Below are 22,223 nucleotides of genomic sequence, written 5' to 3' on the forward strand. Positions count from 1 at the left end.
GCACCCGGACACGACCGAGGCGGGCCCGGACAGTCGCCGGGCCCGCCTGCCCGTGGGGACGGGTGGTCATGAGGTGGTGCGGTCGCGGTGGACCGACGTCAGCTCTCGGGCTGCGTCAGGTCGTAGAAGGTGGCGCTCCCGACGGTCACCTCCTTGTAGTTGGCCTCGACCCAGGACGAGATCTTCGAGGACGTGCCGCTGTCGCCGCCGCCCATGCCCGTCCCGCCGCCGACGAAGTAGTGGATCTTCCCGTCGGCCACGTACTCCTTGAACTGGGCCAGGGTCGGGGACGGGTCGCTGCCGTTGAAACCGCCGACGGCCATCACCGGGTCCTCGGTGGCGAGCTGGTAGCCGGCGGAGTTCTGCGAGCCGATGGCCGCGGCGACCCAGGTGTAGTCGTCGGCGTTCTTCTCCAGGAGCTTCTTCGCGGCGTCGGAGACCGTGGCGCCGTTGAGCAGGCCGCCCATGCCGCCGCCCCCTCCGCCGCCGGGGCCGCCTTCACCCGTTCCGCCGCCGGGCATCCGGCCGGAGTTCTGGCCGTTCGTGCCGTTCTGCCGGTTGGTGCCCTGGCCGGGCATCTGCCCCGCCGTACCGTTCGGGGCCGTACCGGTGGGAGGCGTGCCGGTGGGAGGCGTGCCGGTGGGAGGCGTACCGCCGCCTGGGCCCTGGCTGTTCCGGCCGAAGCCCTGGCCGCCGTTGCCCTGGCCGCCGGTGGTGCCGCCCGGAGGCTGCATGCCGCCGCCGGGGCCGCCGCCACCGCCCATCGTGCTGGCGCCTGAGGGGCCGGCCGTGACGATGGAGCCCTCATGTCCGGTGTTCAGCGTGGACACGGTGTACGCGGCCGGGCCGGCCAGCGAAGCGAGGACCGCGACCGCCGCCACCACGAGCCCCAGGGGCCGGCCCAGCCGTCCCGCGAACACCAGCCATACGGCGCTGATCAGGCCGAAGAGCAGGACCGCCCAGCGCAGCCACGGGAGGTAGTCCGGCGTGCGGGCGAGAAGCACGTACGCCCAGACCGCCGTGGTCGCGACGGTGCCGCCGAGTACCGCGCTCGCCCACCAGGCGGCCCGCTCCTCCCAGAGCGCGACGGCACCGATGCCGACGAGCGCAGCGAGGTAGGGGGCGAGGGCCACCGTGTAGTACTGGTGGAAGATGCCGGCCATGAAGCTGAAGACCACCGCGGTCATCAGCAGCGAGCCGCCCCACGCGAGGAACGCGGCCCGGCGCGCGTCGGTGCGCGGTGCCTTCCGGGTGAGCCAGAGCCCGGCCAGCAGGAGGATCAGCGCGGCGGGCAGCAGCCACGAGATCTGGCTGCCGATCTCGGAGTTGAACATGCGCCCGATGCCGGTCTCGCCCCAGCCGCCGCCCTGACCGCCACCCCCACCGCCGCCGACGCTGCCGGTCTCGTCGCCGCTGATGCGGCCGAGTCCGTTGTATCCGAAGGTCAGTTCCAGGAAGGAGTTGTTCTGCGAGCCGCCGACGTAGGGGCGGGAGGAGGCGGGCCAGAGCTCGACGGTCGCCACCCACCAGCCCGCCGCGCCGACCATCGTCACGGCGGAAAGGGCGAGTTGGCCGAACCGCTTCCGTACGGGCACGGGCGCGAGCACCGCGTACACCACGGCCAGCGGCGGCAGGATCAGGAACGCCTGGAGGGTCTTCGCCAGAAAGGCGATCCCGACCGCGAGACCCGCCCACACCAGCCACCTGCTGCGGCCGTTCTCCACCGCGCGGAGCACGCAGTACACGGTGACGGTCATCAGCAGGGCGAGGAGCGCGTCCGGATTGTTGAAGCGGAACATCAGGGCGGCGACCGGGGTCAGCGCGAACGCGCCCACCGTGAGGAGGCCCGCCGCCGCGCTGAAGCGGCGGCGTACGGCCGCGTACAGCACCCCGGCGGTGGCGACGCCCATCAGCACCTCGGGCAGGAGGATCGCCCAGGAGCCGAGGCCGAACATCCGCACCGAGATCGCCATCGGCCAGAGGGCGGCCGGCGGCTTGTCGACGGTGATCGCGTTGGCCGCGTCCGAGGAGCCGAAGAAGAACGCCTTCCAGCTCTCGCTGCCGGCCTGGACGGCCGCGGAGTAGAAGGAGTTGGCGTACCCGGAGGCGCTGAGGTTCCAGAGGTAGGCGAGCGCGACCACCAGCAGCAGGCCGAGGAAGGCCGGCCGCGCCCAGGACGGGTCCTCGGGCCGGCCGCGCCAGAACCGTCCGGCCCGGCCGGCCCCGGCGGAGGGGACCGCCCGATGGGGCGCCTGCGGCGCGGCGGGCGGCACCGGGGGCGGCGGCGCGGGGTACGCGTCGGGGTGGAGAGAGGCGGTCATCGGGCGTTCCTCAGTTCGTCGTCGGCGTACGGGTCGGTGCCGGGGGCCGTGATCGGAGCCGTACGGGCGCCCCTGACCGGAGCGGCGTGCGGGGCGGTACCGAAGGCGTCGAAGGGGGCCGGGTGTCCGGCGGGGAGCACGGTGGGCCGGTCGTCGGCGGCGGGGTGCCGGGCAGGGGCCGGGTGTTCGGCGGGGAGCACGATGGGCCGGTCGTCGTCGGTGGCCGGCACCGGGGCGGTCCGGTCGCCCGGCCGCTCCGGGAAGACCCAGGCGCGCAGGAGCAGGAAGCGCAGCACGGTCGCCGCGAGGTTGGCCGCGATCAGCACGGCGACCTCCGTGGAGTGCGAGGTGGACGGGGCCGTGGTGGACAACGCGGCGAGCGAACCGCTGGTGAGCGCGAGGCCGATGGCGAAGACCACGAGCCCCTGCGCCTGGTGGCGGACCGCGCCGCCCCGGCCGCGTACCCCGAAGGTGAGGCGCCGGTTCGCGGCCGTGTTGGCGACGGCGGAGACCAGCAGGGCCCCCGCGTTGGCGAGTTGCGGGCCGACGCCCAGCCGGAAGAGCGAGTAGAGCGCGAGGTAGACGGCGGTCGAGAGCGCCCCGACCACGCAGAAACCGACCAGCTGCCGGGCCAGCCCGCGCGGTACGCCGGGCACCGTACGGTCCCGGGGGTCGTCGCCGAACGGCCGGGCCAGCCGGTCGAGGGGCAGCGCGCCGACGGCGAGTGCCCGCCCCACCCGCCAGACGCCCTTCAGGTCATCGGTGGCGGTCTTCACGATGTGCACCGTGGAGTGCGGATCGTCGATCCAGTCGACCGGCACCTCGTGGATGCGCAGCCCGGCCCGCTCTGCGAGGACCAGCATCTCGGTGTCGAAGAACCAGCCGGTGTCCTCGACCATCGGCAGCAGCCGTTCGGCCACCTCGCGCCGGATCGCCTTGAAGCCGCACTGGGCGTCGCTGAACCGGGCGGAGAGCGAGGAGCGCAGGATCAGGTTGTAGGAGCGCGACACGAACTCGCGCTTCGACCCGCGCACCACCCGCGCGCTGCGCGCCAGCCGGGACCCGATCGCCAGGTCCGAGTGGCCGGAGATCAGCGGCGCCACCAGCGGCAGCAGCGCGTTCAGGTCGGTCGAGAGGTCGACGTCCATGTAGGCGAGGACCGGTGCGCCGGACCGCGACCACACCGTGCGCAGCGCGCGCCCGCGTCCCTTCTGCTCCAGCCGGTACGCGACCACCTCCGGCAGCAGCGCTTCGAGCCGGGACGCCACCCGCGGGGTGGTGTCGGTGCTCGCGTTGTCCGCGATCGTGATGCGGAAGCGGTAGGGGAAGGTCCGGGTCAGGTGCTCGTGCAGCCGCCGGACACACGTTTCGAGGTCCTTCTCCTCGTTGTACACGGGCACGACCACGTCGAGTACGAGTACGGGCGCTCCGTGCGCGTCCACCGTCCCGGCCGGGAGATGCTGCCGGGCCGGCAGGGCACTGGTGCCGGCGCTCCAGGGGTTGTCGGTTCGCATGGTCACGACATTCGCGGGCCGCGCTGTCACGACGGTGTGCTGAGGCTGTGGTCAGGCTGTGAGTTGCCGGGAACACCTGACTGACCCTCACATGCCTTTTTCTCTAAGGTGTTTGAGGTGAACGGCGGATGTCTCGGCGCGCTTCGCACCGGGCTGCGCACCGGGTTCCGCGCAGGCCGGCAGCCGGACGGAGAACACCGTCTCGCCCGGCACCGAACGCACCGCGACGTCCCCGCCGTGCGCGGCCGTGACCGCCTGCACGATGGCGAGTCCCAACCCGGTGGAGCCCGCGTGGCGCGAGCGCGAGGCGTCGCCCCGGGCGAACCGCTCGAAGACGTGCGGCAGCAGCGCGGCCGGGATCCCCGGTCCGTCGTCCCGTACCTCCAGCGTCACCCAGGGAACCCCCGGCCCGGCGGGGCGCACGCCCGCGGTGACGGTGGTACCGGGCGGGGTATGGGTGCGCGCGTTGCCGAGCAGGTTGACCAGCACCTGGTGGACGCGGGTCGCGTCGGCCCGTACCGTCGCCGGGGTGTCCGGCAGTTCCAGCCGCCAGAGGTGGCCGCCCTCCGCCGACCGGCCGCGGTCCGCCGCGCGGGCGTCGCCCACCGCGTCCACCACGAGCGGCGAGAGGTCGGTGGGCCGGTGGTCGAGCGGGCGGCCCGCGTCGAGCCGGGCCAGCAGCAGCAGGTCCTCCACCATCCCGGTCATCCGCTCGGCCTCGGACTCGATGCGCCCCAGTGCGTGCCGGGTGTCGGGCCCGACGGACTCGCGCCCGCGGCGGGTCAGTTCGGCGTACCCGCGGATCGAGGCGAGCGGGGTGCGCAGCTCGTGGCTGGCGTCGGCGACGAACTGCCGGACCCGCGTCTCGCTCTCCTGCCGGACGGCCAGGGCCGAACCCACGTGCCCCAGCATCCGGTTGAGCGCGGCCCCGACCTGTCCGACCTCGGTACGGGGATCGGCTTCTGCCTCGGGCACCCGGACCAGCGGGGCCACCTCGCCGCTGTGGAGCGGGAGTTCGGCGACGCGCGTCGCCGTCGCGGCGACCCGGCGCAGCGGGCGCAGCGCCACCCCGACCATGGTGGCCCCCGCGATTCCGGCGGCGATGAGTCCCGCCCCGGTGACGCACACCTCCACCAGGATGAGCGCGGTGATGTCGCTGCTCACCTCCTCGCTCGGGATGCCGACGAGGAAGGTGACGCCGCCCTTCCCGGCGGCGGACTCGACGCGGTAGGAGCCGAGTCCGGGCAGCCCGACATCGTGCGTGGCGGAGTCGCCCGCCGCCCCGGAGGACTCCAGCGCCTTGGACTGGGCACCGGTCAGCGGCGTGGAGCTGGGCATGGTGTCCTCGCCGAGGTCGGCGAGGACCTTCGAGTCGAGGACCGTACCGTCCTCGGCGACGACCGCGCCGACCGTACCGATGGGCTGGCCGCCGTTGCCGATGAAGTCGAGCAGGCCGCCGCCCGGAACCCCGCGCGGCCCCGGCTCACCGGCCCCGGGGCCGAGCCCCGCCCGGACCGCGACGGAGTCCAGCTGGGCGTCGAGCTTCCCGTACATGTAGCTGTGGAAGGCGATCGCGGTCACCGAACCGATCACCGCCGCGACGACGGCGATGAGCGAGACGGCGGAGACCACCAGACGGGTCCGCAGCGTCCAGGGCCGGCCGCCCCTGCGCCCGCCACCGGCGCGGCCACGGGTGGCCGCCTGCCGGCCGGTACGGCTGCGCATGCCCGTTACTCACCGGGCTTGATGAGATAGCCCGCGCCCCGGCGGGTGTGGATCATCGGCGTGCGGCCCGCGTCGATCTTCTTGCGCAGGTAGGAGATGTACAGCTCGACGACGTTGGCCTGGCCGCCGAAGTCGTAGTTCCATACCCGGTCCAGGATCTGTGCCTTGCTGAGCACCCGGCGGGGGTTGCGCATGAGGAAGCGCAGCAGCTCGAACTCGGTGGCGGTGAGGTGGATCGAGGTCCCGCCCCGGCTCACCTCGTGGCTGTCCTCGTCGAGCAGCAGGTCGCCGACGACGAGCGTGGACTCGCTGCGGGCGCTGGTGTGCGTACCGGAGCGGCGGATCAGCCCGCGCAGCCGCGCCACGACCTCCTCCAGGCTGAACGGCTTGGTGACGTAGTCGTCGCCGCCCGCCGTGAGCCCCGCGATCCGGTCCTCCACCGCGTCCCGGGCCGTCAGGAAGAGCACCGGCACGTCGGCGTGGTCGCGGCGCAGTCTGCTGAGCACCGCGAGACCGTCCATGTCCGGCAGCATCACGTCGAGCACCACCGCGTCGGGGCGGAAGTCCCGGGCGGTCCGCAGGGCACCGGCACCGTCCCCGGCGCTCCGTACGTCCCATCCCTCGTACCTCAGGGCCATCGAGAGCAGCTCGGCGAGCGGCGGCTCATCGTCCACGACCAGCACGCGGACGGGGTTGCCGGAGTTGCGGTCGGCCCTGAGCAGTTCGGTCCGCCCCTGGGGCGAGGTCGTCGTCATCCCCCCACCCTGTGAGACCGCTCTGAGAGGGAGCTTGCCCGTTTCTGTGAAAAGCCTGAGAAACGGGTCAGGCTCTGGTCATGCAGACACCAAGACGCACCAAGACCGAACCTCACGGGGGCGGAACCAGTCAGAACTGACCGTCCGCACGCATGTCCGCGCGCTCGGACGCACACTTGTCCGCACACTTGTCCGCGCGCTCGGACACGCGCTCAGAAGAGCCCGTCCTGAACCCCGCCGCGCCCCAGGTCGTCGACCGGAACGGTCACCCCCGAGCCCCGGCCGTCGCCGCCCGCTCCGCCGGCTCCGGTGCCCGCCGCCGCCCGTACGAGCTCCCAGCCCGTCATCAGCCGGGTGTCGAGCACCACCACCGCACCGCCGTCGCCGGTCGCCAGGTGCAGATCCGGTCCGGCCGCCGCCACCAGACGCCCGGCCACCCCGCCGTCCGCGACCAGCTCCCGTACCGCCCCGACGCCCGCCCCGCCCTCAAGGCCGGACAGCCCGAACAGCCCGGCGTGGTCCACCGCCTCGTACGGCAGCCGCTCCAGCGACTCCGGCCAGCCGCGCCCTTCGAGCGCCGCCGCCCGGCCGTACAGCTCCGCCACCTCGCCTGCGCGCTCCCGGGCCCCCGGCAGCACCCCGCGGACCGCGCGCTTACGGGCGTACGGAATCCGGTCCGGCACCCCGAGCGCGGCGCGCAGCACCTCCTCGGTCCGCCGCGCCGCCATCAGCGGCCCCCGGCCCAGCCAGCTGAAGACCACGGCGCCCTGTTCCCGCAGCCGCGCGGCCCCCCGTTCCTCGGCGGTGATCCCGACCTTCACCATCGCGGGCCCGAACCAGGCGAGGTAGACCCGGTACGTACGCGGGTCGTCCGCGATCGTGTCCGCCGCCACCGAGTGCGCCCGGTCCAGCCGCGCGCACTCCGCGCACCGGGCCCCCGTACTCCGGCCGGGCACGGGCGCCGCCAGCGGGCAGGCGTTCCCCCGCGCCCCCACACAGCTCCGCTCCCCGAGGGCCCGGAAGCCGAGGTCGCTCCCGAACGCGAGAACACTCCCGCGCCGGTCCCGGCCGTTCACCCAGCCCAGCTCGGGGGCGTCCCCGGGCCACCGCAGTCCGGTGCACCGCCAACCCACGTCGAGAACCCCCGGTCGCTTTCACGCTCACCATCGGCGAGGGACCAACCCTACGGGTGGCGCACCGTGGCGATCCCGGCACGGAATTCCCGTGCCCTCACCGGGCGCCCCGGCCGGCTGCGGCACTACCATCCTGCCCATGGCACTGACCATGGACGACGTGGACCGGTTCGAGGCATCCCGACCGCGCCTGGAAGCCATCGCGTACCGCCTCCTCGGCTCCGCGAGCGACGCCGAGGACGCCGTCCAGGACACCTTTCTGCGCTGGCAGGCCGCCGACGTCGGCCGCATCGAGGTCCCCGAGGCCTGGCTGACGAAGGTCCTCACCAACCTCTGCCTCAACCAGCTGACCTCGGCCCGCGCCCGCCGAGAGACGTACGTCGGCCAGTGGCTGCCCGAACCGCTGCTCGCCGGGGACCCGATGCTCGGCCCCGCCGACACCGTGGAGCAGCGCGAGTCCGTCTCGTACGCGGTGCTCGCCCTCATGGAACGCCTCTCCCCCAACGAGCGCGTGGTGTACGTGCTGCGGGAGGCCTTCGACTACCCGCACCGCAGGATCGCGGAGATCCTCGACATCACCGAGGCCTCCTGCCAGCAGCTCTTCCACCGCGCGAAGCAGCACGTCGCGGACGGCAGGTCGCGCGCCGAGATCGACGGAGCCGCCGCCCGGCGGATCGTCCAGGAATTCCTCGCCGCCGCCACGAGCGGCCGCACCGAACCCCTCGTGGCGCTGCTCACCGGCGACGCCATCGCGGTCGGCGACGGCGGCGGCAAGGTCCCGGCCCGTGCCTCGGCGTTCGAGGGAGCCCTCGCGGTCGCGAGGTTCATGCGGGGCCTCTTCAAGCCCAGCCAGGCCAAGCGCGACCTCGTCGGCGGCTCCCCCGGGTTCTACGCCTCGACCGCCAACAACAGGCCCGCCCTGGTGGTGGTCCTCGACGGCCGGGTCATCGGGGTCGTCTGCATGGAGATCACCGCCGAGGGCATCGCCGCGTTCCGCAGCCAGGTCAACCCGGACAAGCTGGTCCGCGCGACCGAGCGGTGGGCGGCGGCGGGCGGGCACGGCGAACCCCTGGCCCGCCCGTTCTGACCCCACCTCCACACCATGTGACCTGCTTCACATCGCATCCCTGTCAGGAATCGTCGGGCTGCCCGGTTCAAGAGGCGAACCGCGCCGAGAGGCGAACCGCGCGGGACAGGACGCGAGACAGGGAGCCAGGGAAATGAAGGACCACACCGTCCGCAAGCACCGCATCATCGTCCTCGGAGCCGGCTACACCGGAGCCATCGCCGCGGGGCGCCTCGCCAGGCGGCTGCGGAGCGAGGACGTCGACATCACCCTCGTCAACGCCGAGTCCGACTTCGTCGAGCGGGTCCGGCTGCACCAGCTGGCGGTCGGCCAGGAGCTCAGGCCCCGGCCCTTCGCCGGAATGTTCGCCAACACCGGCGTGGAACTCAGGCTCGGCAGGGTCACCGCCGTCGACGCCGACCGCAGGACCGTCACCGTCACCGCCCCGGACACCGCCCCGGCCGCCACCCCAGCCGCCGAGACCGAGGAACTGGCGTACGACACCCTCGTGTACGCCCTCGGCAGCGGCTGGAACACCCACGGCGTCCCCGGCACGGCGGAGCACGCCCACGACATCGCCGGCCGCCCGGGCGCCCTCCGGCTCCGCGAGCGCCTGGCCGCCCTCGGCGCCGGACAGCCCGTGGTCGTCGTCGGTGGCGGCCTCACCGGCGTGGAGGCCGCCACCGAGATCGCCGAAGCCCGCCCCGAGCTCGACGTCACCCTCGCCGTACGCGGTGAACTCGGCGACTGGCTCTCCCCCAAGGGCCGCCGCCACCTGCGGAAGGTGAGCGACAGGCTCGGCATCACCGTGCGCGAGCACACCACCGTCGCCGAGGTGGCGGCCGGCCACGTGGTCACCGCCGACGGCACCGCCTTCCCCGCCGCCGTCACCGTGTGGACCACCGGCTTCGCGGTCCACCCGATCGCGAAGGCCACCACCCTGGAGGTCACCGGCAGCGGCCAGATCGTGGTCGACAGGACCCTGCGCTCGGTCTCGCACCCCGACGTCTACGCCATCGGCGACGCCGCCCTCGCGATGGGCCCGGGCGACAAGCCGCTCCGCATGTCCTGCGCCTCGGGCGTCCCCACCGCCTGGCAGGCCGCCGACACCATCGCGGCCCGCCTGACCGGGGACGAGCTCCCGGAGCCCACGGTCCGCTACTTCAACCAGTGCGTCTCGCTGGGTCGCAAGGAGGGCCTCATCCAGTACGTCACCGCCGACGACCGCGCCGTAGGCGCCGCCCTGACCGGCCGGCTCGCCGCCTTCTACAAGGAGCTCGTCTGCAAGGGCGCCGCCTGGGGCGTCGCCCACCCCGCCCTCGGCCTCCCGTCGCGGCGCCGGCCGGTGGTCCGCCGAGCCACCGCGCCGGTCACGGACACGCCGTCCCTGCCGGGCGCGCGGCCCGTACCGCCCGTGCCGGCGGAGTCCTGACTCCCGCCGGGCACCCGGCGGGCCGTGGCGCCGCGTCCTACGGCACCACGGCCCGTCCGTGTCAGGGTTCTCCGGGTGCTACCGCCACCGGCTCCGCCGGAGCCACTGGACCCGCTAGAGCCGCTTCAGGTTCCCGTCCAGGATCTCCCGGAGCCGGTCCACGTCCGCCGGACCCCGGGCGCCCCGCTTGGGCACCACCGCGATCCCGGCCGCACGGTCACCGGTCAGCAGCACGAAGAGCCCGGGCGTCTCCAGGTACGCCCGGTGCATGGCCCATTCCGAGCTGAAGGACCCCCGCTCACCCGTACTGACCGAGCCCGTTTCGTCGGCCACCGTGCGGCACTCCCCGTACGGCTCCGTCAGGCTGGCCATGCGGCGGGCCATGGTGCGCATGCTGCGCAGGGAGATCAAGGCCCCCCACCCGGCGGCGAGCACCACCGCAACGCTCCAGACCATCAGCGAGTCGTCGCTCAGGTACCCGACGACACCGACGGCCACAGGCAGCAACACCGGAGGCAGAAGCGCCTGGACCCTCCCCGCCGCCGACCGCCGCGCCCGCCCGCGAAGTGCCTGCTCGAAGTCCTCGGCCGTCAGCCGGTAGACGAACTCGGCGCCGACGGCCGTATCGCGCTCCGCCTCCGGCCGTGATGCTGCCCCACCCCTGGTATCCATGAGCGGTGATCGTAATGGGAGGACACAGCGCCCTGAATCCGGATTCCGGCGACGGTGGTCGGCGGCGGCCGCCGATGCACGCGGCTCGTCCGCCCACGGCACGTCAGGTCTGCTCGTCGCCCTCCGGCTCCCCGTGACCGTCGGGGGCCAAGCCCGGCACCGGACCCCGTGCAGATCCCTCAGCGATCGTGCTGATCCTCAGGCAGCCGTCGCTGCCGAACATGTCTACCAACTGCGATAAATGAGCGCGAGCCATGCTGCGTGCAGGGGCCTCCTCGGCAGTCACTGCGGTTCCCCCAGGTCCGCCCATACGATCTTGCCCCAGCGCCGCTCGTCCGTGCCCCAGCCGGTCGCCAGCGCCGCCACGAGAAACAGGCCCCGTCCTTCCTCCGCCTCCTCCCCAGACTCACACAACAGTGGAAGTGCACGGGAGAAGTCCGCGACGGCCACACGAACCGTCCGCACGGCAGTACGTTCCACCACGACGCGGATGGCCCCTCTCCGGGCGTGCCGCACTGCGTTGGCCACCAGCTCCGTCACCACCAGAGCGCAGTCGTCGGCCATCTCCTCCAATCCCCAGCAGGAAAGGGCGGCACTCGTGAGGCGACGCGCGGTGGCAGCGCTCCGGGGCTCGCGCGGCAGGGTCTCGCTGTAACCGGAGTGCCCGGTCGAACGGGCCCGAGTCGTGGGTTGCGGCATGTCGGTCTGCTCTCGGATCGGCCGAGCCCCGGGACCGTTCGTACGGTCGCCAGGGCGCTGTTCGCACCCCATGAAAGCGACATGTCGGGAACGTCAACAGGGGCGCAACGTCCCACTTTCGGCACGCTAGGGCTTTTCGTTTGGATCGGGCCGGGGCCCGGCATGATCCAACGAGGGGCCCTAAGCGTCGATCCCCAGAAACTCCGCCAACGGCCGCAGTCCCGGCGGGTGGTTGGGCAGTACCCACAGGTCACGCACGATGGCCACGGCCAACGTGTGGTGTCGCATCCACGTCGGAGCCATCCTCCTCAGGGACTCCAGGGTCTTCACCGCCCCGGAAGCGTCCCCGACGTCCGTGTGGGCCCGGGCCACGTCCAACAGCAGCCAGGTCCGCCAGGACGGCGGGATGTCCTTGCTCATCCGCATGCCCTTGGCGAGCGCCAGAGCGTCCTGCGGGTGCCCGTACTGGACCGCGAGCCGGACACGTTCGATCCGGACCGAAGACGGGCTGAATACACTGACCATGCGGTTGTCGCCGCCGTCCGGCAGTTTCGAGACCCGCGACGCCTCCCTCTCCGCCTTCTCCATCATGTCGGCGGCACGCTCGTAGTCGCCGCTCCGCGCGGCCGAGGTGGCCCCACTCATGGTCAGCGCGCCCCACGCCTTGAGGCCGTCGGCCGTATCGGTACGACCGGCGTCCGACAGGTCGTCGGCCGCACGGACGGCGATGCTCAACGCGTCCTCCAGACGCCCCTGCCGCTGATAGGTCCACGCGACGGAGTTGACGATCATGGGGAGGAGCAACGGGTCGGAGGACTGCCTCGCAGCGGCCGTCGCCCGCTCCAGGCTCGTCAGGGCAAGGTCCGTCTTGCCCATCCGTACGGATACGTGGCCGGCGAGCTGAAGTGCCTTCCCCAGGGCTGCAAATCCGGCCCCGCAGTCGCCGCCGCCCGGGCCCGGAACCGTGGCCGAGCGCGCCTCCGCGAGCAGGCCCGGCAGCGCGTCCATCACCGCGTCGAACTCGGCGGCGTGGTACCGCGACCAGCCCTCCGCGATCCGCTCGCGCAGCCGGTCCAGCGAGAAGTCCGGTCCCGGCGGCTCGGGCTCCGGACCCCAGAGCGCCGGCATGATGGCGCGGCGTACCGCGACGAACCGCGGCCCGTCGTTCTCACCGGAAGCAGAGACCGCAGGCGGGTCGCCGAGAAGCGTGGTCAGCTCCACACCGAGGCCGTTCGCCAACGCGTGCAACGTGGGGAGGCGGGCTGAGTGCTTGCGTCGCTGCTCCAGCTGACGGATCACGTCCACAGACACACTGGACCGCTCGGCCAACTCTTCTTGGGTCAGAGAGGCCAGGCGTCGCAAGCGGCGCAGAGTCCGGCCAAGGTCTTCGGTTGCCACACCGCCACGGTATGCCGCCGTACCGCCCCGCTTCTCCAGCAGCCGCAGAGCCGGCAGCTCCAGCGGGCCGGGACGATCCACCACCAACACCCGCCACGACATACGACAGAGGCCCTCAGGATTTCTCCTGAGGGCCTCTGGCCTGCTGTGCACTCGGCAGGATTCGAACCTGCAACCTTCTGATCCGTAGTCAGATGCTCTATCCGTTAAGCTACGAGTGCTTGGCGTTCCGGGCTTTTTTCTTCCCGGTCGGCGTTGCGAGAACAACATTACATGAACCGCGCCGGGACGCGAAATCCGTTAGCCAAACCCCCTCTGACCTGCGGAAACACCCCCAGAGGGTGAATCAGGACCGTTCCGGGCCCCGCTCCCGCACCCGCCCTCCCGCCGCTTCGGCTGACAGAAACCGTCCGAATGGGCCTCCGGGGCGGGGAGCCGCCACGATCCGGGCACGACTCCCTCACGATCACGACCGGGAACGGTCGGTGCCCGGCCATCAGGTGCGGTCGGCGGTCCGCGTACGACCGGGACCACGGGCACGACCGCCGCCCTGCGCGGGCCGGCAGCCGGAGTCCGAGTGGAGCCGCGATCGGAACCGGACCGGACGGGCTGGACCCGGGCCCTCGGGCCGATCACCTCGGGCCGCCGAGCCGGAAACGGGCACCCCCAGGAACGGCCACCCCCGGGAACGACCGAAGCCCCGTGCCAGCGGCACGGGGCTTCGGATGGGGCGGAGGCGGAGGGATTTGAACCCTCGATGGGTTTTAAAACCCAAACCGCATTAGCAGTGCGGCGCCATAGACCGGACTAGGCGACGCCTCCAGCACACCTCGCGCAAGCGCGAGTGGTGCGTGCAGATGATGACACAGACGAGTGCGGTGTCACCAATCGCGGCCCACGGTACTAGCCAGGTGGGCGCGAGGGCAAAGGACATACGCCCCCGATTCGGGGAAGGTCCGGCACGCCCGTGTTCCGGGCCGGCTCCTCACCGCCCACCTCCCTTCCCTTACGCCCCCGCCCGCTCCCCCGTACGCCCGGGCGTGCGCTTCTGCTTGCTCCGTGCGGCCCCGTCGGATCGCGCAACGTCGGCGCGGGAGGGACGTTAGGGACACCAGGAAGGGCCGACGTGATCCAGGGACACGAGATGGGTCAGCCGCTGCCCGCCGCCACCCGTGCCCGTGCCCCAGGACCAGGAGTCACGCAATGCTGCGCCGTCTCGCCCTCACCGCCGTCGTCTCGATCGCCGCGCTGTCCGCCGCCGCCCCCCTCGCCGCAGCCGTCGGACCGCTGCCCGTGCCCATCGAGGGGTCCGGGCCGCTCCCCGTGTCCGAGCAGTCGGGGCCGGTCGCCTCGCCCGGGCCCGCCGGTTCTCCGTACAGCGGGATGCTCCGCCCCGCGCGGAAGGGCGCCGGGCCGGCGGAGGCCCGTGGACCGCGGGACACGGACGTCCCCGCCCTCCCCGGCCGCAACAACAACGACCTGCCGGGGGACACGACCGGCCCCACCACGCTCCCGGCGCCCGTCACCCTTCCGGCACCCACCACCGGCGGGCCCACGGCAGACACGGGAGCCAAGGGAGACACCGGGGCCGAGGCCGACGCCACCACCCGGCTCACGGTGACGGTCCAGGACTCCGGGAACACCGAGTCGGGGAAGACGGGCTCCGCCGACTCCTCGGGGCGCCTCGTCCGGGACGGTTCGTACGAGCTGACGTGCGCGCCCGCCGCCGGTACCCGGTCGGGCACCCGGGGCGGGGGCGACCACCCGGAGGCGCAGGCGGCCTGCGACCGGCTCACGGAGGCGGAGGGAGCGGGCGAGGACCTGTTCCGGCCGGTCGACAAGGACGCGATGTGCACCCAGATGTACGGCGGACCGGCCACCGCCCGGATCACCGGGACCTGGCGCGGACGCCCGGTCGACACGACCGTGAACCGCAAGAACGGCTGCGAGATCGCCCGCTGGAACGCCCTGCGCCCGCTTCTCCCGGCCACCGGCCAGTAGTCCGGCCGACACCCCGGGGCGGGAGCCCGGCCGCCACCCCGGGCCAGTAGTCCGGCCGACACCCCGGGGCGGGAACCGGCCGACACCCCGGGCGGGAGCCCGCTCGACGCACAGCAGACGCACATCGGACGCACATGCGGGTCCCGAGCGCCCGCCCAGTAGGCCGAATGGGCCTTTTCCCGGCCCTTCTCGCACCCCGTGAGCCCTCCCTCGGGCTCCTGGCGTACGGCTCCGTCCAGACCTCCGGAGCCGTACGTACGGGGCGCGTTGAGGCGTTTGGGGGCTTCCGGCGTGCACCGGTTGTACAGAAGCTCGATGAGAGCTCCCCCTCATCCACCGTTCCTGCCCGCTCCGGTGCCCGTAGACTCCTCCCGTGACAGCCTGTGGCCCGAGGGGCAAGATGGGGCCCCGGGCCGGCAAGGTGCGGTAAACAGGGAGGAAGCGCGTCGTGAGCAGCAGGCCATCCCGAGGCACTGCTCGCCTCGCAGCCATACTCGACGCCCTCCCTGACGGGCTGCTGCTCGTCAACGCCAACGGCACGGTCGTCAACGCCAACACCATCGCGCTCGAAATGTTCGAGTCGCCCGGTACCGGCCTGGTGGGCCGTGGACTCCTCGATCTGCTCACCGAGTTCGACTCGCGGCTGATCCCCGGCTCGATGCGCCGGCCGGACGCGGCGGACTCCCGGGGCCGGACCAAGCCGACGCGGATGACCGCGCGCCGGACGGACGGCCAGGAGTTCCCGGTCGAGGTCACCAGCGCGAGCCTCGACAGCGGCCAGGCGGCGTACAACGACTTCCCCACCTCCTCGTTCACCGGCGACGAGCTGCTGATGCTCGTCGTGCGGGACCTCTCCGGCACCGTCGACACCGAGGCCGAACTGGCCCGTTCGCAGCGACAGACCGAGATGATCCTGCGGGCCGCCTCCGAGGGCGTGGTCGGCACGGACACCGATGGCCGGGTCGTCCTGGTCAACCCGGCCGCCGCGCAGATCCTCGGCTTCCGCGCCAGCGACCTGGGCGGCAAGGAGCTGCACCCGCTGATCCTGCACTCGCGCGCGGAGGGCGAGCCGTTCCCGTACGAGGAGTCGCCGCTCGCCGACACGCTGCGCTCCGGGCGCAAGCACCGGGTGCGCGGGCAGGTGCTCTGGTCGAAGAGCGGTGCGCGGGTCCCGGTGGACCTGACGACCGCTCCGGTACGCGACGGGGACCAGCTGGTCGGCGCGGTGATGACGTTCACCGACCGCAGGCCGTACGAGGAGCTGACCGAGCAGCACACGGCCGAGGTCGCGGAGCTGACCGAACAGCACGCCGCCGGGATCGCCGCCCTGACGGAGAAGCACGCGGCCGAGGTCGCGGAGCTGACCGAGAGCCACACCGCCGCCGTCACGGAGCTCACGGAGAGCCACACCACCGAGGTGTCCGGTCTCACCGAGAGCCACGCGTCCGAACTGGCCGACCGCACCGAACGGTACGCCTCCGAGCTGGAGGAGCAGGCCGATCACATCGCCCTGCTCGGGGCGCAGCACACGCAGCTGACGGCCGTTCTCGGCGAGTCGCTGCGCGGGCCGCTGGAGGAGCTGCGGACCGAACTCGCGACCCTCGCCTCCGACCCGGCCGGGCAGCTCTGGCCCGAGGCGAACCAGATCCTGCACCACCTGGCCGCCGGGTACGCCCGGATGACCACCCTGGTCGACAACGTCCTGGGCTACCAGCGCCTGGACTTCGGCACGGAAACGCTCGACAAGGCGCCGGCGCCGATCGACGCGGTCGTGACGGCGGGCATCGACGGCGCGGTCGAGCTGATCGGTCCGGGGCGCGCGCAGTTCGCGGTGCACGCCCCGCCGATCGAGGCCGAGGTCGACGCACGCCGGCTGGCGACCGCCCTGGCCCACCTGGTCGCGGACGTCGCCGGGATCGACTCCACCGGCAAGACCCGGATCGCCCCCGGCGGCGGTTATCTGGACTCGACCGTCGTGGTGGCCGCGGCTCAGCGCGGGGACGTCGTACGGATCGAGGTGCGCGGCCCGTTCGCCGGCGGCGACCCGGTGCACACGCCGATCGTGAGCGGGATCGTGCGGGCGCACGGAGGGGTGCTCCAGACCCACGAGATGCCCGGCATGGCGGGCAGCGCGTACGTGCTCGAAGTTCCGCTGGGTTCGGGTTCCGGCACGGTCCAGCAGCAGTCTCCGCAGCAGCAGGGCGCGGTGCCGGAGCAGGCCCCGCAGCAGGAGGTCGCGGCCTTCGAGGCCGTCGGCGCTCCCGCCGTCGTCAGCGGTGGCCGGCGCAGGGCCCGCAGGTCGTCGACGGACGCGTTCCTGGAGAGCGCGATGAGCCCGGAGGAGGCGGAGAGCCTCGCGGGCGCCGAGGGCGCGGTGCCGGTGGCGGGGGCCGCCGACGAGGGTGCAGCGGGCGTCGAGGGTGCCCCGGGTGCTCCCGTGGGCGCGTCGGACGAGACCGGCGGCGCCGGTCCGACCGGGCGGCGGCGGGCGCGGCGGGGTCCCGCGGCGGTGGAGGAACAGGCGGAGGAGGCATTCGTGCCCCGGCCGAGCGAGGGTTCGGGCCGCAGGCGCGGCCGTCCCAGCCCGGCGGAGACCGCCCCGGTTCCGGCGCAGCCGGCGGGTGCCCCGGAGTCCGTACGGTCGTCCGTACCGGTACCGGCGCAGGGCGGGCCCCAGCAGCAGCCGGCGCCCGTTCCGGCCCAGGCGGGTCCGGCGCAGGCCGGTCCCGCGCAGCAGCTCTCGCCCGCGCAGGCGCGTCCGCGCGGCGCCGGGCAGGCTCTCGCGCTCCCGGCGGCCGGTGGCGTCCCTTCGGAGGGCTCGGTCGTGACGGCGGCGGAGGGCGCCCAGGGCGCGGGCCGTCCGCAGCGCGGGCAGACCGTGCCTCCGCAGGGTGTTCCGGCAGCCCCGCAGGGGCCGGGACAGCAGGCACCGGGCGCGCAGGGCCGGCCGGCAGCCGCACCGCAGGCACCGCAGGGACGTCCGGCGCTGCCGGTGCGGTCGCCCGTGGTCCACGACGACGGCATCCCGCAGCCCGAGGCGCTCGCGCCGGAGCTCCAGCCCGCGGGCCGTCGTGCCCGGCGTGCGCTGGCTGCGGCGCAGGAGCGGCTGGCGGCCGAGAACGCGGGGCCGCGCACCCCGTTCGCGCTGCCGCCCGCCGACGCGGACCGGCCCGGCGAGCCCGGGGCGGTACCGGACCGGCACGACGCCACCGCCATGGGGCCGGACGAGGACCACACCCCGCCGCAGCCGCACCCGGTGTCCCCTTCCCCGTCCGGCCGTCGGCGGGCCCGTCCCGCCGAGGCGGCGGGTTCGCCGGAGAGCTGGTCGCTGGTCGACTCGACGGACCGGGTCGGCGGCCCGGACCCGGCCGCCCGGGCGGCGCACCACGGCCCGCTCGACGACGAGGCCGAGGGCGAGGACGACGAGGTGTCGGAGCCCGCTCTCGCGTACGCGGCACGCGCCCGCACCGCCTCCGGGGCGCCGGTGCCGCCCGCAACCGCCGTACCGGCCACCGCGCCCGCGGCCCCCGCGGGTCCGGCCCCCGCGGCTCCGGCCGTCGCCCCGGCCGCCCCGGCCGCCCCGCCCGAGCCGGTCTCCGGCGACGGGCCCACGGCGCACGCGACCGGCAGCACCCCGGTGCCGCCCGCCGCCGTGCCCGCTGCCCGTCGCCAGCCGCTGCCCGCCGAGATGCCGATGCCCGGCGGTTCGGACACCCAGGGCCGGGCCTTCAGTGTGCGGACACTGGGACAGGGCGTACCGCTGGTCCAGCATCTGGGGCACCAGCAGAACCAGACGCTCGGCGGGGCCGGCCGGCGCCGCAAGCTGTCGGCGCCCCCGGGTGCCGAGATCCCGCCTCCCGCCGCCCGGCCGCAGGGCCTTCCGCAGGTTGCGGCCCCGCAGCCCGCACGGCCCGGCACGGGTCTCCAGAAGCCGCAGAGCGCGCAGCCCGGCGCCACCGCCTCGGCCTCCGGGCAGCTCATGGCCCAGGTGGCCGAGGGCCGTTCGTACGCCATAGGAGCACCGGACGAGGGCGCCGAAGGGCCGGAGCCGCTGGACGGTCCGGGCGGCGCGGTCGAGATCGCCAACCGCCCGCAGCCCGTGCCGGTCGACGACGAGCTGCCCCCGGAGCCGCTGGACAACCCCCGGCGGCTGCTGGTCTGGCCCGCTCCCGACGTCTCGACGCAAGCGGCGCTCAGCGACCGGGGCTACCGGCCGGTGATCGTGCACTCGCGCGAGGAGGTGGACGCGCAGATCGCCGCGTTCCCCGCCGCGCTCTTCGTGGACCCGCTGACCGGGCCCATCACGCGTACCGCCCTCCAGTCGTTGCGCCAGGCGGCGGTGGCGGCCGAGGTGCCGGTGCTGGTCACGGCGGGGCTGGGCCAGGCGAGCCGGGAGGCGGCGTACGGCGCCGACCCGGCCGTCCTCCTCAAGGCGCTCGCCCCGCGCGACAGTGAGCAGCACCCGCCCCGGGTGCTCGTCATCGAGGAGCGCGAGGAGATCGCGACGGCCCTCACGCAGACCCTGGAGCGGCGGGGCATGCAGGCCGTCCGGGCGGCGACCGACAGCGAGGCGGTCGACCTGGCCGCGCGGATGCGGCCGAACCTGGTGGTGATGGACCTGATGCAGGTACGTCGTCGGCGGGCCGGGATCATCGACTGGCTGCGGGCCAACGGGCGCCTGAACCACACCCCGCTGGTCGTCTACACCTCGGCCGGACTGGACGGCCCGGAGCTGTCGTCGCTCGCTTCCGGCGAGACGGCGCTCTTCCTGGCCGAACGCTCCACCAGCGACGAGGTGCAGTCCAGGATCGTCGATCTGCTGGCGAAGATAGGGACCAACTGAGCCTGCGGTGCCGGAAGCGAGGGGCGGTACGGATCTCCGTACCGCCCCTCGCCGCACCTGTCCGCGCCGTGCGGCCCGACGTGACGGGCCGGACGCGACGGATCAGACGACGGTGACGTCCAGTTCGCCGTCCGCGTGCTGTCTGCGGATCACCTTCTTGTCGAACTTCCCGACGCTCGTCTTCGGTACCGCCGCGATGACCGTCCACCGTTCCGGGAGCTGCCACCTGGCGACGCCGGACTCGGCGAGGAAGTCCTTGAGGCCGTCGAAGCCGACGGTGGCGCCCTCCTTGAGGACGACCGTGGCCAGCGGGCGCTCGCCCCACTTCTCGTCGGGTACGGCGACCACGGCGGCCTCGGCCACCTCGGGGTGGGCCATGATCGCGTTCTCCAGCTCCACGCTGGAGATCCACTCGCCGCCGGACTTGATGACGTCCTTGGCGCGGTCGGTGAGGGTGAGGAACCCGTCGGGGCTGATCACACCGACGTCACCGGTCTTCAGCCAGCCGTCCGCGCTGAACTTGTCCTCGGGGCGCAGGTGTTCGCCGTCCGACCCGCCGTAGTACGCGCCGGCGATCCACGGTCCGCGTACTTCCAGCTCGCCGGCCGACTCGTTGTCCCAGGGCAGGTGTTCGCCGCCCGGGCCGACCAGCCGTCCCTCCACACCGGCCGGGAAGCGGCCCTGGGTGACGCGGTACGGCCACTCCTCCTCGGGGGTCAGCCCGGCGGGCGGGTTGGCCATGGTGCCGAGGGGTGAGGTCTCCGTCATGCCCCAGGCGTGGTGGAGGCGGACGCCCAGCTTGTCGTACGCCTCCATCAGCGAGGGCGGACAGGCGGCGCCGCCGATGGTGACGCGGGTCATCGAGGTGAGATCGCGCGGCCTGGCGGTGACCTCCGCGAGCAGGCCCTGCCAGATGGTGGGGACCGCGGCCGCGTGGGTCGGGCGCTCCTTCTCGATCATCTCGGCGAGGGGGGCCGGCTGGAGGAAACGGTCCGGCATCAACATGTTCACCCCGGACATGAAGGCCGCATGGGGCAGACCCCAGGAGTTCACATGGAATTGCGGGACGACGGCGAGGGTGGTGTCGGCGTCCGTCAGCCCCATCGACTCGGTCGCGTTGACCTGCATCGAGTGCAGATAGATCGAACGGTGCGAGTAGACGACCCCCTTGGGGTCCCCCGTGGTGCCGGAGGTGTAACACATGGCGGCGGCCTGGCGTTCGTCGATCTCGGGCCAGTCGAAGGTGTCCGGGCGGCCCGCGAGGAGCTCCTCGTAGTCGTGGACACGCGGTACGGCCCCGTCGAGCAGGGACAGGTCGCCGGGGCCGGCGACGACCACGTGCTCCACGGACGGCAGGTGGGGCAGGAGCGGTGCGAGCAGCGGCAGCACCGAGCCGTTGACGATCACCACCTTGTCGTCCGCGTGGTTGACGACCCAGACGAGCTGCTCGGCGGGGAGCCGCAGGTTGAGGGTGTGGAGCACGGCACCCATGGCCGGAATCGCCAGGTACGCCTCGACATGGACCGAGTTGTTCCACATCAGGGTCGCGACCCGCTGGTCGCCGTCGATCCCCAGTTCGTCACGGAGGGCGTTGGCGAGCCGGATCGCGCGGGTGCCGATCTCCGCGAAACTGGCGCGGTGCGGCTCGGGTTCGCCGGTCCAGGTCGTGACCTGGGACTTCCCGTGAATCGTCATCCCATGGGTCAGGATGCGGGTGACAGTCAGCGGTACGTCCTGCATGGTGCTCAGCACGGCGTCCTCCCGGAGGCGCTACGCGGCAGTAAGGTTCCGCTGATTCTGCGCACATACCGCGCGGTATGTCACTACTCCGGGCCCTTCCAATCGGTACGCGCCCCGGCCTGTCCCCGGCGCGGCGATCACCGCGCGGGGGTCAGCTCCGGGTCCTCGCGGAGCTTGCGGAGCGCACGGGAGACGGCGCTCTTCACCGTACCCACGGACACCCCGAGCACCTCGGCGGTCTGGACCTCGCTGAGGTCCTCGTAGTACCGCAGGACGACCATGGCCCGCTGCCGGTCGGGCAGCTTGAGCACGGCACGCCACATCGCGTCGTGGAGCGACTGGTGTTCGGCGGGGTCGGGGGCCGGGGCGGTCTCCGGCTCGGGCAGGTCTTCGCAGGCGTACTCGTCGACCTTGCGCTTGCGCCACTGGGAGGTGCGCGTGTTCACCAGGGCCCGGCGGACGTATCCGTCCAGCGCCCCGTGGTCCTCTATCCGCTCCCAGGCCGCATAGGTCTTGGCCAGCGCGGTCTGGAGCAGATCCTCGGCGTCGCTCGGATTCGCGGTGAGCGAGCGGGCGGTGCGCAGCAGGACGGGCCCGCGTGCCCTGACGTACGAGGTGAACGACGGGTAGGGCGGGGTGTGTCCGGCGGCAGCGGGGTGCCTGAGGGCGCCCGCGCAGACTGGCGTGGTCATCTCTCCAACCTAGGAGCGAAGGCCGGGCGACGGATCGGCCCCAGGTCCCGAAGACGCGTCCCCCTCAGGTTGTAGGCGCCGGGAGGCGTCCACCTCCTGGGGGTGGAGGGCGCGCGGACCGGGCTCGGGGTCGCACGTGCTCCGCGTCACCGGTCCACCGGAGCCGCGCCCCCGGTGGACCGGTGACGCATCCCTGGCCGGCGCCGGGCCTCGCACGGACGGCGAGGACGGG

Annotated in this window: 14 protein-coding genes and 2 tRNA genes; 4 read left to right on the plus strand and 12 right to left on the minus strand. The window is 73.4% G+C overall.

Going from position 1 to position 22,223, the window contains the following annotated elements; translation table 11 throughout:
* Positions 1–98: 98 nt before the first annotated feature.
* The 5 genes from ACFZAX_RS23870 to ACFZAX_RS23890 form a co-directional block, all read right to left on the minus strand.
* Complete coding sequence (locus tag ACFZAX_RS23870; protein ID WP_390964003.1) at positions 99–2,321, minus strand: glycosyltransferase family 39 protein; 2,223 nt, start codon at positions 2,319–2,321, stop codon at positions 99–101.
* Positions 2,318–3,835: a glycosyltransferase gene (locus tag ACFZAX_RS23875; RefSeq protein WP_390964004.1), complete on the minus strand. Its 1,518-nt coding sequence runs from the start codon at positions 3,833–3,835 to the stop codon at positions 2,318–2,320. Before ACFZAX_RS23875 ends, ACFZAX_RS23870 begins: the two co-directional genes overlap by 4 nt.
* 87 nt (positions 3,836–3,922) lie before the next feature.
* The gene (locus ACFZAX_RS23880) at positions 3,923–5,560 is read right to left on the minus strand and encodes an ATP-binding protein (protein ID WP_390964006.1); all 1,638 of its coding nucleotides are present in this window, start codon (positions 5,558–5,560) and stop codon (positions 3,923–3,925) included.
* Between the two features lie 5 nt (positions 5,561–5,565).
* Positions 5,566–6,315 carry a response regulator gene (locus ACFZAX_RS23885; protein ID WP_390964007.1) on the minus strand — a complete coding sequence of 250 codons (750 nt, stop codon included), beginning with the start codon at positions 6,313–6,315 and terminating at the stop codon, positions 5,566–5,568.
* Positions 6,316–6,527: 212 nt separating this feature from the next.
* Positions 6,528–7,448: a DUF2797 domain-containing protein gene (locus ACFZAX_RS23890; protein ID WP_390964008.1), complete on the minus strand. Its 921-nt coding sequence runs from the start codon at positions 7,446–7,448 to the stop codon at positions 6,528–6,530.
* 139 nt (positions 7,449–7,587) lie between these two features.
* Here ACFZAX_RS23890 and sigJ point away from each other — a divergent pair, with 139 nt between their 5' ends.
* Both sigJ and ACFZAX_RS23900 read left to right on the plus strand, forming a co-directional pair.
* Positions 7,588–8,535, plus strand: coding sequence for an RNA polymerase sigma factor SigJ (gene sigJ / locus ACFZAX_RS23895; protein WP_390964009.1), 948 nt, complete (start codon positions 7,588–7,590; stop codon positions 8,533–8,535).
* A gap of 133 nt (positions 8,536–8,668) precedes the next feature.
* Entirely contained in the window at positions 8,669–9,946 is a 1,278-nt protein-coding gene (locus ACFZAX_RS23900; protein ID WP_390964010.1) for an FAD-dependent oxidoreductase, read from the plus strand.
* Between the two features lie 114 nt (positions 9,947–10,060).
* Here the strand turns inward: ACFZAX_RS23900 and ACFZAX_RS23905 are convergent, their stop codons facing one another.
* From ACFZAX_RS23905 to ACFZAX_RS23925, 5 genes are all read right to left on the minus strand, one after another.
* On the minus strand, positions 10,061–10,618 hold the full coding sequence (locus ACFZAX_RS23905; protein ID WP_390964011.1) for a hypothetical protein: 558 nt from the start codon (positions 10,616–10,618) through the stop codon (positions 10,061–10,063).
* Positions 10,619–10,900: 282 nt separating this feature from the next.
* Positions 10,901–11,260: an ATP-binding protein gene (locus ACFZAX_RS23910; protein WP_390964096.1), complete on the minus strand. Its 360-nt coding sequence runs from the start codon at positions 11,258–11,260 to the stop codon at positions 10,901–10,903.
* A 237-nt stretch (positions 11,261–11,497) separates the two neighbouring features.
* A complete protein-coding gene (locus ACFZAX_RS23915; protein WP_390964012.1) occupies positions 11,498–12,817 on the minus strand; it encodes a helix-turn-helix domain-containing protein in 1,320 nt (439 codons plus the stop codon).
* 46 nt (positions 12,818–12,863) lie between these two features.
* Positions 12,864–12,936, minus strand: a tRNA-Arg gene (locus ACFZAX_RS23920).
* Positions 12,937–13,446: 510 nt separating this feature from the next.
* Positions 13,447–13,537 (minus strand) — tRNA-Ser (locus ACFZAX_RS23925).
* Positions 13,538–13,918: 381 nt separating this feature from the next.
* Here ACFZAX_RS23925 and ACFZAX_RS23930 point away from each other — a divergent pair.
* Together ACFZAX_RS23930 and ACFZAX_RS23935 are read left to right on the plus strand one after the other, a co-directional pair.
* Positions 13,919–14,716, plus strand: coding sequence for an SSI family serine proteinase inhibitor (locus ACFZAX_RS23930; RefSeq protein WP_390964013.1), 798 nt, complete (start codon positions 13,919–13,921; stop codon positions 14,714–14,716).
* 448 nt (positions 14,717–15,164) lie between these two features.
* Positions 15,165–19,559: a PAS domain-containing protein gene (locus ACFZAX_RS23935; protein WP_390964014.1), complete on the plus strand. Its 4,395-nt coding sequence runs from the start codon at positions 15,165–15,167 to the stop codon at positions 19,557–19,559.
* A gap of 102 nt (positions 19,560–19,661) precedes the next feature.
* Here the strand turns inward: ACFZAX_RS23935 and ACFZAX_RS23940 are convergent, their stop codons facing one another.
* Positions 19,662–21,311: a long-chain-fatty-acid--CoA ligase gene (locus ACFZAX_RS23940; protein ID WP_390964015.1), complete on the minus strand. Its 1,650-nt coding sequence runs from the start codon at positions 21,309–21,311 to the stop codon at positions 19,662–19,664.
* 125 nt (positions 21,312–21,436) lie between these two features.
* On the minus strand, positions 21,437–21,991 hold the full coding sequence (locus ACFZAX_RS23945) for a SigE family RNA polymerase sigma factor (protein ID WP_390964017.1): 555 nt from the start codon (positions 21,989–21,991) through the stop codon (positions 21,437–21,439).
* Positions 21,992–22,223: the final 232 nt, after the last annotated feature.

This window comes from Streptomyces sp. NPDC008125 (genome assembly GCF_042957125.1).
Classification (GTDB): domain Bacteria; phylum Actinomycetota; class Actinomycetes; order Streptomycetales; family Streptomycetaceae; genus Streptomyces.